Below are 14,422 nucleotides of genomic sequence, written 5' to 3'. Positions count from 1 at the left end.
TGTTTCTATTTGAACAAAGGGCTGTTGCAGCGGTCGCAGCGGTCGTTTGAAATCGGATTCTCTGCTGAGCAGACATTACAGTAGATAATGTGGTCTCGGGATTTATCATATTTTTCGTAGGTTGACAGGCCGGAATGATAACGGATGCGATCGCCTATTTTAAAATAGTCGTACATTTCCCGCCGATTATTATAGATCATCTTGTATTTTTGACCGTTTGTTTTCTGAACAGCCAGCACATATTCGACATCATCGTCATCATCCGAATCATCATCGGCATGTTTATTAATCTCATATTTTTCGGTGATCACACCTTCCCAGATCTGATTCTTCCGGGTCTTGATATAAAACATATTAAGGCCAAACATTACTATGCCTAATACAATACCAATGATAATCCCTCCGGCTAGGGGCATCGTTTTGATCAACAGCCCGGCAATGAGAAAGCCAATCGGAAATACCAGCGCCAGGGCCCATGCGAATCCAACGGCGGTGGCATTTTTCTTTTTTACCGCCGCCATGATCTCGGGATCTTTCCAGTGTTTTGACCAACCCACCAAACTATTCGTGCCGCCCGATCGCGGCATCGCGTCTTCTCGCGTCGCTGTCCCACATTGCCTGCAGAATTCGGTATCCGTGGTAATTGGGGCCCCGCATTTTTTACAAATCATAGTTGTTCCTCCTGATTATTTTGATGAATTTTGGCACGATTTCATTGTTTTTTTCTCCAACAGCCTGATAATTCTGGGCCGATTATAGCGCTGCACAATAATGCAGGGTAAATTGACGGTCAGGGCATAAATAAGCATCCAAAATATTACCATTGGTGGCGTAAATAATCCAAAAACCCAAAAGGGCAGAATGGCAAGCAGGTGTATCATTTCGGCGCGGCAGGATTCCAACAAGAACTGATTCATACTGGCTTTTGAAAAACTTTCAAGCGATTTCTTATTATAGCTTCCCTTAATCAGCGCACTGCTTTCCGGCAGGAATCTTTTCCACTTGTTCACTTTGAATAATTGCTTATAGATCAATCCATTTTTTTCCCATTTGTGTGTCTGATAAAAATACGAAGACGAAGAAAAAAACCGTTCCGGCAAGTTCAGACAAACAACGGCTGGCACTATCTGAAATATTGGCCATAAAATAAAGCACAATAGAATCGAAACGGCTTTTGGCAGAAAAATAATTTGCATTGCTCATTTCCCCAATCTAATTTCTCGATCTTTCCATACCACTTTAAGATGAAAAATTTTCTTGATCACTGACAGTAAAAACACCACCAGAAAAACAGTTAAATAAATCGGATAGCCGATGATTCCGCCTACTGAAAAGCTGCCAATTTGGGATGCTATCCTCCGGAGTTCAAAAATCCAGAGCAGATAAAACAGTAAATAGACCAGCACCCACAATGATTGCATTGTTACGATCGATTTTATGATTTGAATGGGTACCGACGTACAGGATGTGACCCATAAAAAAACCATCACAAACATTATGAACGGCGTTTTTACTGCCCCTTCAGACTGATTTTTGGTCCAACCCTGAAGCAGTTCTTTAAAACCATTTCCATACATCCGAAAAAATATATCCTGATCCCCGAGAAATAGTTTAAAGGGTATTTTACATCTTTTCAGTTGCTGGCCCAGAGCTACGTCATCAATAATGCTGCCTTTAATCGATTCGTGACCGCCGGCGTCATAATAATCCGGCCGGTTGATGAGAATCACCGGCCCGTAGAGTCCGACATTTTTATTTTTAATCGGCAATCCCAAACCATTAGCGGCCAATTGGATGAGATTGAAAAATAGTGAAAACTGCTCATACCATTTTATCATTTTATGATAGGGCTGCACCGAGATCACACAAGTGTTATTTTCATATGTATGCATCAGCCTGCTGACGGCAATCGGGCTGAGTCTCACATCCGCGTCAAGAAATAAAAACAGATCCCCGCGGGCGGCATCGGCGCCATTTTGGCATGCCCATGATTTACCGATCCAAGCCGCGGGCTTTTCGTTCAACGCCATCAGTTTGGCCCCCCCGGATAATGCCACTCGGCCGGTGTTGTCCGACGACGCATCGTCGACACAGATGATTTCAAATAGCGGAGCCGTCTGTTTTTTTAGATCGTCCAATAATAACGGCAGACTCTTTTCTTCATTTCTGGCCGGAATAATCACTGATATTTTCAAAGCACACGTTTCTGAATTTTCATCATCAAGACCCGGAAATCTATGAAAAAGAACCAAGCTTATTATCAGTCCCAGCAATACCATTGCCAAAGCCACTGTCATATCACCCCCCGGCACGCTGCAATTTTAATTTTTTACTTACCGCATCAGCCGCTAATTTACCGGTCATAATTGAAACCGGCAAACCCGACGGGCTGAAAGTCCATTGCCCGGCCTGAAAAATATCCGGCAGGGGCGTCAAAACGGCTCTGGTTATTTTGGCGAACTGATTTTCAGCCGGCATTTTATTCGCTGTGAAGGCCCAGCCGGTAATTGCACCCGCTTGATTTCCAGTCAATCGTTCAATGGTTAACGGTGTTGAACAACTTACGTCCAGAATATTTTTTATTAATCCTGGGAACAGGGTTTTGTCAAAAACCGCTGCAATGGTTTCCTGACAGTAGGATTTAAACGCGTCATACCAGCCGGCATCGGCAATCTGTTTTACCAGTCGATAATCCAGCAGCGTACTGACAATGACCCCGGTCTTTCCTTCCGGGGCAAGGGCTGAATCTCGCAATGACGGACATGATATTTCATAAGTGGTCAAAGCGAGATAATCTGCCAGCCATTTTTTCAAAGCGGCTTTTTTATTTTCAGCCGATCGCTGGTGGTCGGATGCGATCTCATCCCAATTTTTCGGATAAATACTCGAAAGCCCCGCTATTTGGGGTGTATAAAAAGCATGATCACCGCAGATCTCGGCAAAGTAGTCCTTGTCCAGATTAACAGCCAGATAGATCGATAGCACCGAATCACCGCCGCCGTTTTCTGCGATCAAGCGATGCTGATCGCTGATTTTTTTTCGCTGTTTCTGAACGACCATCGGCTCGCTTTCCAGGACTGAGTAAAGGGTTTTCATATCGGCACACCAGACCAGTGCCTGATAGCTAAACGAACGGCCATCCCGAGTTTTAACCTGTTTTTTGCTGATATCGATGCTGGAAACCGCGGTTTTAAGCGCAATCTCCCCATGATTAGCTTTTATCCGTTCGATCATTTTATCAACTAAAACCCCGGTGCCACCAATCGGGTAGCGGTAATCCAGATACAATCCAAAATAACTCAATGCAAAAAAGGCTGGGGTATTCTTGAAAAAATGCTGGGTGATGATATTAATAAGTGCCTGGTTTTTTGTGAATTGCTGCAGGTAAGCGGTTATGGGGGTATCCATCTTTTTAACTTTTCGGATATTGATCTGATATTTCAATAACCAGGGCAACAGGGTTTTAAATAAATAGGCCGGATCCTCTTTAAAATCCAGAAAAAGCGGATTGTCGATGGCATAGAGCACATCCATATATTTCATCGTTTTTTTTATTTCAGCGAGTATTTTATCAATATCTTGACCATTTTTCGGAAATTTTTTCCAGAGCAAAGACCGATAATCATTCAGGCTTTCTTTTGATTGCAGCTTAATAATTTGTTCTTCAATACCAATGGAAACCGGATTAGAAACAAATTCAATCTCAATTCCTAATTGTTTGATCATCGGCAAAACAATCCCGGAGTTTTCAAAAGCTCTGATACCGGCGTCAAAAGTAAAACCATTCCGGGTAAAGGCGCTGACGAGTCCTCCCGGTTTTTCTCCTTTTTCACAAAGGAGGGTGCGATATCCGTTTTTGCTGAGATATGCCGCGCAGGTTAAGCCGGCGATGCCGGCTCCAATGACAATAACCTCATAAGAATGATCATTTTTCAAAATCACACCACCTCGTTATCTTCTCAGATAATCAAACACCGCCTGAATTTCCACCGGTGTCCCATTATTTTCATTTTTAATACAGCTTTTTTCGCATTCAGACAGCGAAACAGCTTGTTGATCATTTTCTGCAAAAATCCGATCGGCAATTTTTTTTGCACCGACAAAATTGCCCACTGTTACCCTTCTCATCATGCCGCGAATATCCACGCTCATAGCTTTAGCGCAGCCGGGTTTCTCACAATACTGACAGGCACGCGCCTTATTCATCATAATCCGCTTTTCTTCCGAATACTCTCGATATAACTGATCCTCCGTAAACGGCTTGTCCCGTATGCTCACATAATTTTTCATCTTATCATGATAGACAAAGGTTTCCAGCGCCATTTTTTTTAAGACGGCGTTTGCCGCACTGAGCCCGGAAGTGGTCACCGTTGGGGTGCCGGTACCCATTACGGTGGATTCACCGCAGTAAAATAAATTGTTCCACTCACTTCTGGTATGCAGCCGATTAAACATGTGCTGCCCCAGCATCTGCTTGGGCCCTGCCACTGCCCCGCCGTTTTTATTGGTGTACCGTTCAATTGTCCGCGGCGTGGCAAGTTCGGCATAATCGATGCCATCCCGGAATCCGACGAATTTCTTTTCCAGAACCGCAATCAGCCGTTCTTTTTCTTTCTCTTTTTTCTGAAGATATTCCGTCTCATTATCGCTATCCCAACTTTCAAAAGTCGGTCCAATCGCTAGAAGCACATGATGTTTCGCGTCACATAACGTTTTATCGTCAATGCTGGAAAGATAAACCGTTACTTCACTTTCATCAAGGCTATCCGGATTGCCCACCAGCATCTCTACCGGGGCTGTATCTTCGGGAATGACGTTTTTATCGATATAGGCGTAGAACACGACACTCGGATAAGTGGGGATCTGGTTTTCTGCCCAGACGACTTTTTTGTCCGTCGTATGGGATTGATCAATTAGTTTGCCATATAAGTTCCAGACCGTTCCTGAGTAGATAAGATTCTCACCGTAAATTTTTTCGCCGTTTTTTAATTCCACACCAACCGGATTATCGTCATGGAAAAGGATTTGCGTCACTTCCTTTTCCAGCAGCATCTCACCGCCGTTTTCCTCAATGACCTTCTCCAGCGTTCCCGGCAGAAAAAGTGTTGACCCCGCCGGATAATAGCTGCCGCCAATATGATTGTCGACAAACATCACCGCGGCAAGAACGGCCGGCGACTCTTCCACCGTCGTGTAGCAATAAGTGGAGGTCAGCTTGTCGAAAAATTTAAATATCTCCGGATCCGAAAAATATTTTGCAAGCAGACTCCCGGCACTTTTATTTAAATAACTCAGAAATCTCAAATACGAACCGGGATGCTTTAAAAAACTTTTCACCGAACCTTTTGGATCCGTCTCGTCTGGTGTTGAATAACTCGGATTTTCGACCATCACATGCTGATACATTTTTTCAAGATCTTTATAGAACCGTTTTATATTGTCTTTTTCGGCAGGAAATACTTTTGATAGTTCTTCAATGAACTGATCAATATCAGGCCAGAATTTTATTTTGTTTCCCTTGAAGTTAACGCAGTACAGTAAATCATGTTTGATGACATCGAATGGTTCTTCTAAACAGTTAAATACAAATCGATGGGCATTGAAACCTTTTTCGCCAAAGCCAAAAAGCATGGCTGCTCCCTGATCGAAGACAACATTGTTTCTTTTAAAGATTCCGCAGGATCCGCCAGGATTATAACTTTTATCGATTACAACAACTTTCAGACCTCTTTTGGAAAGAAGGCTGGCAGCCGTCAAACCGGATATACCTGCGCCAATTATTATTACATCATATTTCATCATTGTTTACCCTCTGTTTTTTTAAACAAAACAAACACCTCACTGATTGCAGAAGTAAAACCTACCGTCATAAAAAAATAATTTGAGGTTATGAATTCAAACCCACGCCTTAATGGTTTCATTATCAAAATATCCTGACCCATTGATTTTCTTATACCCCGGATCTTGATTAAATATTCATTACTCTCTGCGGTTGTTTCCTCGTGTCCGTTTTATTGCTTCCAATGACAGATATTCTGTTTCAATCACCGTCAGTATCGAATCATAGATATCTTGTTGCAGAGTATCCATGGTAAAAATCAGATAAATAGCACTCCCGATTCCATTTTTCCAGCAGATGTTGCTCATTTCTGCTCCTGCATTTCTGAAAAATTGATCCACCTGTTCCTCGTCCATAGCCAGATAAAAGCCTTCCGCATTAAGGATGGTATCAAGATCACCCAGCCTTTTTCCGTTTCCAATTAAATTCTTAAATCGTTTTTTCATATGGCTCCTATTTTTTAGAACTTCAATTATTCTAATACGCTTCGGTCTTTTTTCATCCTGGAAAATTTAAGTTTCGTCGCCAATCCGTTTTCGAATTTGTCTGATCTTTTCGTCCAAGCCGGCATCCTTCTGATGCAGTGGCTCAACAAATTGAAATGTTTCCATAATATTATTGTCTTGTAAATAGTCTTTCATCTTTGCCAAACATTTTTCAGCTTCGCCACTCATGCTCGTTGCCACCAGAATGATATTTTTTCCGCTGATGCTGTAATCGTGCAGAAAGGTGTGAACCGGAGGGGTAAACGTTCCTGCCCAAACAGGGCTGCCGATGATCAGGGTATCATATTTTTCCAGATCGATGGTTTCATTTACCAGTTTCGGTCTTTCACCAAAGGTGGCGCTTTTTCCACCCCAAACATATTTGCTGACCTTTCCAGTTGGATACTCTTTTTTCGGAATCAGCCTAATCAAATCAGCAGCATGATTACCCCCAATTTTTTTAGCAACGAATTCCATATTTCCTTCCAGTGAATAATAAATAACCGCTGTTTTCATCTTTTTTCGGTCCTTTCTACTTAATCCAATTTTTTTTGTATTTTTTACTATCATATCATGTTTTTTGATTATCCTTCTTTTTTTATATTCAATTTTTTCACCCTTAAAAACAAATTGTGTTGGGACTTATAATATTCCGCCTGTGCTATAATAATAATCTAGACTATATTCTGGAGGTATTAACCATGTTAAATGGAAAAACAATTACTTTAGGCATTACCGCCTGCAGTCCTGCCGTCAAAGCGCTGGATCTAATTAAAGAACTAAGGCATTTAGGCGCTGAAGTGCATGTTATTATGACACCTAATTCCGTAAACTTTGTCACCCCTTTAATGATTCAAAGAGAAGCCGGAACACCGATTCAAATTGAACAGTTTGAGTTGCCGAAAGCTTATGATTTAAATCATCAAGCGATCGCAGTCAAATCCGATTTAATGTTAATTGCGCCAGCTTCTGCCAATACTTTAGGCAAGGCTGCCAATGGTATCGCTGATAATTTGCTTTCAACGAGTATTTTGTCGGCAAAATCGCCGCTTCTGGTTGCTACCCACATCAACCCGACCATGTACAGCAAACCAAGTGTCCAGCGAAATATTGACCAGTTAAAAGCGGACGGATTTATTTTTGTTGAAAATTCAAACTCCGAGAGCAAGTATCCCAGCCTTTTTCCCGGTGTGGATGCAATAATTGAAAGCGTCAAGAAAATACTTGCGCCGGGGTATAATTTGTAAAATTCTACTCCTCATTCGGAAAGCACTCCGTTTGGGCCAGTAGTCTTAAGCGTTGCTGAATTTCAAGTTTCATTAAAGTTTTCAGCGTTATTATAAACCTGCGAGATGAAAATCTCCCTTTTCTTTTTCTTTTCATTCCCAATCTCATGTAAAAAAAGCAACGCGCCCATCCGGGGTTCGTTGCTTTTTTACATTTTTCTCAGCGATTTTTTTCTTCGATATTAGTCTTCAAGAATAAATACAGATTTTGGTTTCTGGCACACCGGACAAGTCCAATCATCCGGTAATTCTTCAAACGGTATTTTGCCGTCATAAACATAGTGGCAAACTGAACATACCCAATGTTTCTTACCCGCCTTGGCCCCTTCTTTTCCAACGGTGCCGCCAGATTTAAGCGTTCGGTAATCGCCATAGCTCATCGGCTGACCTTTTTGCGTTTTTTCGGCTTCGACAACATCGCAGATGAACAGGTAATGAGATTCCAAATCAATGACTGAAGCGACATTGAGACTCATATAGGCGACCGTATTTTTATCCAGATAAGGATTTCCGTTGCCGTCGGTTTGGTAGTCGATTCCATCGAATTTATTAACCTCACGTCCGCTTCTCATGCCAAAGGAACCAATCAGCTCCAACGGGCAGTCAAGGGACAGAACGGAAACGGTTAGGCTTCCTTTTTTTCTGATCAGTTGAGTGGTGAGGTTTTCTTTCAGCATTGTTACATGCATACGTACCGGCTCAGCGGTTGCCTGAACGGCGGTATTGATAATACAGGCATTCTTCTTTCCGCCTTCTGCTACTCCGGCCACGAAAAGACCATAGGTCAAACTAAACATTGCAGTTGTATCCATTATTACATTGCCTCCTATAAAATTATTCTACTATCAATTTACTACAATATCAGTGATTTGTAAACAATAACTATTCACAACTCGGATTTTTTCTTATAATAAATCGTATCAACGGAGTTAGTCGGTAAGAGCCGGACCAGACAACAGCCTAACAATTGAGCGATGCGCTGATTTGCCGACAGTGATAAGCGAGTTGATTATCAATCAACTCGCTTATCAAAACAATATACTTTTGGGGCGTAATTTTTCATTACTCACTGATATATTCTTTAAACACATTTTCAAGAATATCCTGCAGTTGCTCCGGTTCAATACAAAAGACAATCGCCACGCCTTCAACGGTGCATTGGGATTCTTTTACATAACGCTTATTTGATTCATCATCCGTAATTGAAATCATACAGCTTTCCCCTTCGGATTTTAGAAAGGCTTTAATATGACCAATGATTCCCCCCAAATCAGTGACTTTCTTTGCAGCCTGCTTTAATAAATCGTCAAGGATTGTTTCTGATTCTTGGTAGCTTTTTGCAATGCTGAATGTGTACGATCCCACGACGCTCATATCGTGGATAGTGATGGTAATCGGTTTGTGTTCGTGGTGATGGTGTTCATCGTGATGCTCATCATGGCATCCACACTCGCAGTTTTCACCATGTTCGTGCTGCTTGATCTGATCGCTTTTCATCATTTAAAACTCCTTTGTTCAATGCCGAGCACAGCCTCAAATACGGCGGTGTCGATCGGCTCGGCCGCACTGATCCGGAAATATTGCGCCATGTCATTAAATGTTCTGATCGATGCTTCCACTTCGTCTAACGTATCTCCATCAACCAAATCCGTTTTGTTTATGAGAATGACATCGGCTGCATCGAGCTGTCCTTTGAGCAGCATTTCCATCGGCCGAAACAGTCTTTTCCACCGCTTTGCATCGGTGATGCAGGTAATACTACAATCCGCATCTGGCAGTGACTGTTCGATGGTTTCCCTAATATTATCCGGATAAGCCACTCCGGTTGCTTCCATGATAATGAGTTCGGGATTGAAGTCCCGGATGATGTTATGCAGCCCGATGACGAGTTCCCCGGCCATCGTGCAGCAGACACAGCCGGAAAACATGTTCGCCACTTCGTAGCCGCTGCCGCGCAGCAATTTGTCATCAATGCTGACTTCTCCGATCTCATTTTCCAGGATAACAACTTTTGTTTTGTTTTCAGGGTTGCTCCCCAGAATATATTTTGCCAGCTGGATAACAACGCTTGTTTTTCCGGATCCTAAAAATCCCCCTAGAATTAGTATCTTCATATTTTATGCCCCTGATTTTTCTTTATTTGTCGTTCAAAGTTGTTTTACTGATACACCGTTTTACTGAGTTTTTTCGCTTCATCTAAAATCCAGCCGTTGACTTCCTGAACTTTAGGATTCTCAAAGTCGAGGGATGTCAGCATTCCATTGAAAATGAAACCGCCGTCGGGGGCCAGCTTCTTGTAGGTATCCCGTACCGTTTCACGGACTTCCTCTTCATCCACAACCGGCCAGGTGCTCGGCATGGTGAACTCGAAGCCGCCGTTGATGGCAAGTTTTCGGCCATATTTTTGCTTCATGCCGACGAGATCATTCTGCGCCTGAGCCGGATCCCAAACGTTTACACCGATATCAATCATTGACGGCATCAAGTCCTCGCATCTGCCGCAGTTGTGGTAAAAGATCGGAACGTTTTCATCGCGGACAAGATCCAGACATTTTTTATACCGCGGGACGAAGATTTCATTAAATAGTTTTGGAGAAATAAAGGGATTAAGTTTTGACGCGGTATCGTCAAGTAGATAGTAGCCTTCAGGCTTGTAGTAATGAAGTAAGTTCTTGGTGATATAGAGTGAATGTTCAAGCATATAATCCAGCAGTTCTTCGACTTCTTCCTGTTCTTCATAGATGGCACAAAGCCCTTCTGTAAATCCCATAAAGCCGATAAACTGTTGAAATAAATCCGCAAAACCACCGAGCACAAAGGCTGTCTTATCTGGATCCTGCACATATTTTTTGCGGTCTGCTTTGGCAGCCGCTTCCCAGTCAAATCCGGTGTAGTCCGGTGCTTTGATCACATCACGCCATTTTGTAACATCGGTCAGAATAAAGTCGTTGGGTTTCGGAAGGGCGGCAAATTTGATCTCTTCACCAGTGACATAGGTAACGCCCCAAGGATCTTTTCCGCCGCCTGGGCCTCTAAAGCTTCCCAGAATACTGGGGTCTGCCATTGAATAAAGTGGCGCTTCTTCGATACTGAAAAAGGTCGATACCGGTACATATTCCGGCATTTCACCACGTGCTACGCGTAAAAAGTTCTCTTTCTGAGTTAAATGTGCTGTCATGCTTTTCTCCTTTATTGTTTGAATTATAAATAAGTTTAATATTCAGTCTAAGCTTTGTCAAGAGATTAGTAAAAATATTTTTATTTACAATATAACGTTTTCAAAGAATGAAAGAATCCGCTTATTTTGCCACTATTAATTCTAATAAAACTTTTTTCGTTATGAATTCCCATACTTTCTGCTAATCTTATTTTTTTTTATTTTTGATTTATTAAACTTATATAATTTTTTATCATGCTTTCCCATGCAGAAATTTTTTAATGCTTTACGAATCGTTTCAACAAACAATTTTTTTCATAGAAAACTGATCGCCATACTCACGTCACTCGACTGATTTGATTCCACTGGATTAATTCATACCATAACTTAACGGTGCTCTCTTCCCCAGCTGCACATATCGTTCACCAGGGGAATCAGACTCTGTCCCTTTTCTGTCAGAGAATATTCCACCTTCGGAGGTACCTGAGGGTATTCTTTTCGTAAAATAATGTTTTCACCCTCCAGTTCCTTGAGCTGGGAACTCAGCATTTTGTGAGTGATTTTCTCAATATTCTTTTTTAAAACCCCATACCTCACCGTCCCCATACAGGCAAGAAGATAAATGATCTTCAATTTCCACTTTCCAGTGACGATAGACAAAGTATATTCAAAGGGTTCCTTGTTGTTTACAAAACAGATTTTTTCCGGCATCTCTATCACTTTCCTTTTTGAATGTATCACACAAAATAGTGCGTACTATTCTTATTTTCATAAACTCATTATAATAAAGGAGCAAGAAAAATTCAACTTTATAATGAAAAGGAAATAATACTTATGATAATTGATGGACATTCACATGTAACCCTGCCAATTGACGAGCACATAAAAGAAATGAACCGCGCCGGTATCGATAAAACCGTCCTATTCTCAACCTCTTTCCATCCCGAAACCGCTGAGAACGCCAGTGAAGTAAAACAAGCCATGACTTATCTCAATAATTTACTCGCCGGTAAAATGGGGTCGATGATTCAAGTACGCAAAAAATCAATTGCCGAACTCATGAACGCCATCCATTGCTATCCGGACCGTTACGTCGGCTTCGGCGCTGTTCCACCGGGCTTGGATGAAGATGCAACAATGGCGTATGTGGAAGAGAATATTCATCGCAACCATCTGGCCGGCATGGGCGAATTTACAATCGGAAGTGGCCAAATAGCTCTTCTTAAAAACATTTTCATAGCTTCCCGTGAATTCGGTAATCTGCCAATCTGGGTGCATGCCTTTTTCCCGCTGACTTTAGCGGATATCCATGAGATTGCCGATTTTGCCCGAAATTATCCCCGTACGCCAGTCATTCTGGGGCATCTGGGGGGGAATAACTGGCTGGAAACGATGGATCTGGTGAAAGAAATTTCCAATCTATATCTGGACACCTCCGCCTATTTTTCGACTTTTGTTCTGGGTACGGTAATTAATGAACTGCCTGAAAAGTGTCTTTTCGGCGTTGACCACCCCTTCGGCGATCTCCAACTGTCCAGGGAAGCCATTCTGAAAGTTTCAAAGTCATCCACTGTTGCCGACGCCGTTCTCGGCGAAAACATCGCTGAGTTATTGGGGATCTGTGAAGAAGCATAAACCAATCAGAAAAAATTCTCTAATCGGCTTTATGCTTCTTCACAGATTCAACCCGATCCGAAAAGCGGTTGACTTTCTGCTTATTTTGGCAGCATCACCGTGAAGCAGCTGCCTTCGTTTAGACAGCTTTCGGCATCAACCGAACCGCCGTGCGCCATCACAATCGATTTAACAATGGCGAGACCGATTCCCGATCCCCCGGTGTTACGGTTTCGACACCTGAGAACACTGATTCATATCACAGGTTTGGGCATCCCAGATGGTCTGCTTGTTCAAATCGTAAACCGTGATGATATAGCCATCATCAAGGGCGTCCATACCAATTGTCTGGACAAAGTCAGCATCCCAGGTTTTCGTCGCTGCATCGTAGTGTTGGCTGAGGCTGTTGGCAATCTCCTGGGTCTGGTTCTGCTGCTGACTTGCCAGATAGGTGGTGAATTGCTTTTGAATCAGGAAATTCGCCAAAATACTGATGAGGGCAATAGTAATCAGCATGACCAGAGCGATCGTCAACGATAACTTTGTTCGCAGACTATACTTCATTCAGTGCACCCCCAAATTTATAGCCGATCCCAAAGATTGTCAGAATATAAACCGGACTTCTGGGATCGCTTTCAATTTTTTGTCTGAGGTTTTTAATATGACTGTCCACGGTGCGGTCGTATCCTTCAAACTCGTCTCCAAAGGCGGCTTTAATCAAGTCCTCCCGGGTAAAAACTCGGTTTGGATACTTTATCAAAGCGGCCAACAGTTTAAACTCATGAGGAGTGAGGTTGATCTCGACCCGCTTTTTTTTAACCGTGTGGCTTTCAAACTCGACTTCCAAATCGCCATGATTGAATGATGTTTTATTATAAAGCGGCACCAAATCGTCGCTTGATCTGCGCAGGACTGCTTCAATTCTTGCATAGAGTTCTTTTAAGCTAAACGGCTTTGTGATGTAATCATCGGCTCCGATGTTTAACCCCGTCAACAGATCCGACTCCTCAATTTTGGCGGTCAGCATGATAATCGGCACCCGGGATTTTTTACGAATCTCGACACAAATTTCTTCTCCTGACAGGTCTGGGAGCATTAAATCCAACAGGACGAGGGATAAGTTCTCCCTTTCAAAGATCGCCAATGCCTGTGGGCCATTTTCCGCACCAGCGACTGTGCCAACTGATTTCCAACAAATCCTCCCAAAACAGCGCCGGCCGCCGCCGCCAGTAATGGTACAAAATATACCACAAATGCCGCCAAAACAATACTCGCTTCCTGCATCTCAAATGTGACTCATTGCCCCGGCTTGGCCGAAATCGGATTTTGAACATTCATGAGAATGGCATTATCTCCCGGGCAGGCCCCACAGTTTTCACAATCTCCGTGTCGGACCGCTTAACTTTTGCCAGATTTCCATCCACTTCAACAACAAATCCAAATTCTTCCTGTTTCATCTTATTCTCCTTTTTTTTATTTTGCTTCAAAGCTCTTGAGTCAAAAGGCGTTAGTAAGCGCCGATTCGTCGATGGCGGTGTTTCCTTCAATGACCACCCCTTCAACGGAAATCCCCCCCGTCTTGACTAAGATCATATCATCTGTCGTCCTTCTTTCCCGTTCCATTACATTCCTTGCGTTTACTGGTTACTGATGTTATTGCACATGCTACAGCCACTGCCCACGGCAAATACAATCAGGACCAGCACCAAGATTTCCGTCATTTTTGCTTTTTTTTTGCTTTTCTTCGCTCGCTTTATTTGTTTGTTTTTGTCCGGCCCGCAGCACCTGAAAATCCATTTCCTCAATGGCTACCACAATGGCGGCCAGACTGACTTGATTGGCATCATATATAAACTTTACCTGAGCCCGCGCATAACTAGCGATGGCACTGATCACGCCATTTAGCTGTTTGAGTTTGTTTTCAATTCGGTTTTCACAGTTGACGCAGGTCATCCCTTTGACCAACAGCGTTTTTGTAATAAGCTTCTGTTCCATTCAAAACCGCCTTGTTACTTATTGTGTATGGATATAATAACAGTAA

Annotated in this window: 20 protein-coding genes; 2 read left to right on the top strand and 18 right to left on the bottom strand. The window is 42.7% G+C overall.

Going from position 1 to position 14,422, the window contains the following annotated elements; translation table 11 throughout:
* Positions 1 to 5 precede the first annotated feature (5 nt).
* The 7 genes from FZC41_RS15135 to FZC41_RS15105 form a co-directional block, all read right to left on the bottom strand.
* Positions 6 to 671 (bottom strand): zinc-ribbon domain-containing protein, encoded by a 666-nt coding sequence (locus tag FZC41_RS15135; RefSeq protein WP_148568285.1) that lies wholly within the window; start codon positions 669 to 671, stop codon positions 6 to 8.
* 15 nt (positions 672 to 686) lie between these two features.
* Positions 687 to 1,196, bottom strand: a complete 510-nt coding sequence (locus FZC41_RS17520; protein WP_148568284.1) for a glycosyl-4,4'-diaponeurosporenoate acyltransferase CrtO family protein — start codon at positions 1,194 to 1,196, stop codon at positions 687 to 689.
* Positions 1,197 to 1,199: 3 nt separating this feature from the next.
* Positions 1,200 to 2,297: a glycosyltransferase family 2 protein gene (locus FZC41_RS15125; protein WP_148568283.1), complete on the bottom strand. Its 1,098-nt coding sequence runs from the start codon at positions 2,295 to 2,297 to the stop codon at positions 1,200 to 1,202.
* A 1-nt stretch (position 2,298) separates the two neighbouring features.
* Positions 2,299 to 3,936: a phytoene desaturase family protein gene (locus tag FZC41_RS15120; RefSeq protein ID WP_148568282.1), complete on the bottom strand. Its 1,638-nt coding sequence runs from the start codon at positions 3,934 to 3,936 to the stop codon at positions 2,299 to 2,301.
* A 15-nt stretch (positions 3,937 to 3,951) separates the two neighbouring features.
* Positions 3,952 to 5,802: an FAD-dependent oxidoreductase gene (locus FZC41_RS15115; RefSeq protein WP_205737086.1), complete on the bottom strand. Its 1,851-nt coding sequence runs from the start codon at positions 5,800 to 5,802 to the stop codon at positions 3,952 to 3,954.
* 177 nt (positions 5,803 to 5,979) lie between these two features.
* Complete coding sequence (locus FZC41_RS15110) at positions 5,980 to 6,285, bottom strand: hypothetical protein (protein WP_148568281.1); 306 nt, start codon at positions 6,283 to 6,285, stop codon at positions 5,980 to 5,982.
* 66 nt (positions 6,286 to 6,351) lie between these two features.
* Positions 6,352 to 6,840 carry a flavodoxin family protein gene (locus FZC41_RS15105; RefSeq protein WP_170254008.1) on the bottom strand — a complete coding sequence of 163 codons (489 nt, stop codon included), beginning with the start codon at positions 6,838 to 6,840 and terminating at the stop codon, positions 6,352 to 6,354.
* 185 nt (positions 6,841 to 7,025) lie between these two features.
* Here FZC41_RS15105 and FZC41_RS15100 point away from each other — a divergent pair, with 185 nt between their 5' ends.
* Positions 7,026 to 7,571: a flavoprotein gene (locus tag FZC41_RS15100; RefSeq protein WP_148568279.1), complete on the top strand. Its 546-nt coding sequence runs from the start codon at positions 7,026 to 7,028 to the stop codon at positions 7,569 to 7,571.
* A gap of 221 nt (positions 7,572 to 7,792) precedes the next feature.
* Here the strand turns inward: FZC41_RS15100 and FZC41_RS15095 are convergent, their stop codons facing one another.
* The 5 genes from FZC41_RS15095 to FZC41_RS15075 form a co-directional block, all read right to left on the bottom strand.
* Complete coding sequence (locus FZC41_RS15095) at positions 7,793 to 8,422, bottom strand: flavin reductase (protein WP_148568278.1); 630 nt, start codon at positions 8,420 to 8,422, stop codon at positions 7,793 to 7,795.
* Positions 8,423 to 8,672: 250 nt separating this feature from the next.
* The gene (locus FZC41_RS15090; RefSeq protein ID WP_148568277.1) at positions 8,673 to 9,110 is read right to left on the bottom strand and encodes a hypothetical protein; all 438 of its coding nucleotides are present in this window, start codon (positions 9,108 to 9,110) and stop codon (positions 8,673 to 8,675) included.
* Positions 9,107 to 9,724 (bottom strand): GTP-binding protein, encoded by a 618-nt coding sequence (locus tag FZC41_RS15085; protein ID WP_148568276.1) that lies wholly within the window; start codon positions 9,722 to 9,724, stop codon positions 9,107 to 9,109. The genes FZC41_RS15090 and FZC41_RS15085 overlap by 4 nt, the downstream gene beginning before the upstream one ends.
* Positions 9,725 to 9,768: 44 nt before the next feature.
* Complete coding sequence (locus FZC41_RS15080) at positions 9,769 to 10,788, bottom strand: uroporphyrinogen decarboxylase family protein (protein WP_148568275.1); 1,020 nt, start codon at positions 10,786 to 10,788, stop codon at positions 9,769 to 9,771.
* 366 nt (positions 10,789 to 11,154) lie between these two features.
* Positions 11,155 to 11,478, bottom strand: coding sequence for a winged helix-turn-helix transcriptional regulator (locus tag FZC41_RS15075; protein ID WP_148568274.1), 324 nt, complete (start codon positions 11,476 to 11,478; stop codon positions 11,155 to 11,157).
* 123 nt (positions 11,479 to 11,601) lie between these two features.
* Between FZC41_RS15075 and FZC41_RS15070 the strand changes: the two genes are divergently transcribed.
* Complete coding sequence (locus FZC41_RS15070) at positions 11,602 to 12,402, top strand: amidohydrolase family protein (RefSeq protein ID WP_148568273.1); 801 nt, start codon at positions 11,602 to 11,604, stop codon at positions 12,400 to 12,402.
* An 80-nt stretch (positions 12,403 to 12,482) separates the two neighbouring features.
* On the opposite strand, the gene FZC41_RS17935 is transcribed toward FZC41_RS15070, so the two are convergent.
* From FZC41_RS17935 to FZC41_RS15050, 6 genes are all read right to left on the bottom strand, one after another.
* Positions 12,483 to 12,560: a hypothetical protein gene (locus FZC41_RS17935; protein WP_243136743.1), complete on the bottom strand. Its 78-nt coding sequence runs from the start codon at positions 12,558 to 12,560 to the stop codon at positions 12,483 to 12,485.
* A 46-nt stretch (positions 12,561 to 12,606) separates the two neighbouring features.
* Complete coding sequence (locus FZC41_RS15060) at positions 12,607 to 12,945, bottom strand: hypothetical protein (protein ID WP_148568272.1); 339 nt, start codon at positions 12,943 to 12,945, stop codon at positions 12,607 to 12,609.
* A complete protein-coding gene (locus FZC41_RS17375) occupies positions 12,935 to 13,525 on the bottom strand; it encodes a response regulator transcription factor (protein WP_207725057.1) in 591 nt (196 codons plus the stop codon). Before FZC41_RS17375 ends, FZC41_RS15060 begins: the two co-directional genes overlap by 11 nt.
* Complete coding sequence (locus FZC41_RS17675; protein ID WP_148568271.1) at positions 13,477 to 13,665, bottom strand: hypothetical protein; 189 nt, start codon at positions 13,663 to 13,665, stop codon at positions 13,477 to 13,479. The genes FZC41_RS17375 and FZC41_RS17675 overlap by 49 nt, the downstream gene beginning before the upstream one ends.
* Before the next feature lie 50 nt (positions 13,666 to 13,715).
* On the bottom strand, positions 13,716 to 13,838 hold the full coding sequence (locus tag FZC41_RS17750) for a hypothetical protein (RefSeq protein ID WP_279235191.1): 123 nt from the start codon (positions 13,836 to 13,838) through the stop codon (positions 13,716 to 13,718).
* A 208-nt stretch (positions 13,839 to 14,046) separates the two neighbouring features.
* Positions 14,047 to 14,376, bottom strand: a complete 330-nt coding sequence (locus tag FZC41_RS15050; RefSeq protein WP_148568270.1) for a heavy-metal-associated domain-containing protein — start codon at positions 14,374 to 14,376, stop codon at positions 14,047 to 14,049.
* Positions 14,377 to 14,422: the final 46 nt, after the last annotated feature.

This window comes from Acetobacterium paludosum (assembly GCF_008086595.1).
In the GTDB taxonomy this organism is placed as follows: domain Bacteria; phylum Bacillota; class Clostridia; order Eubacteriales; family Eubacteriaceae; genus Acetobacterium; species Acetobacterium paludosum.
Note: the sequence above shows the minus strand (reverse complement) of the source record. Positions and strands in the feature narration are given on the sequence as shown.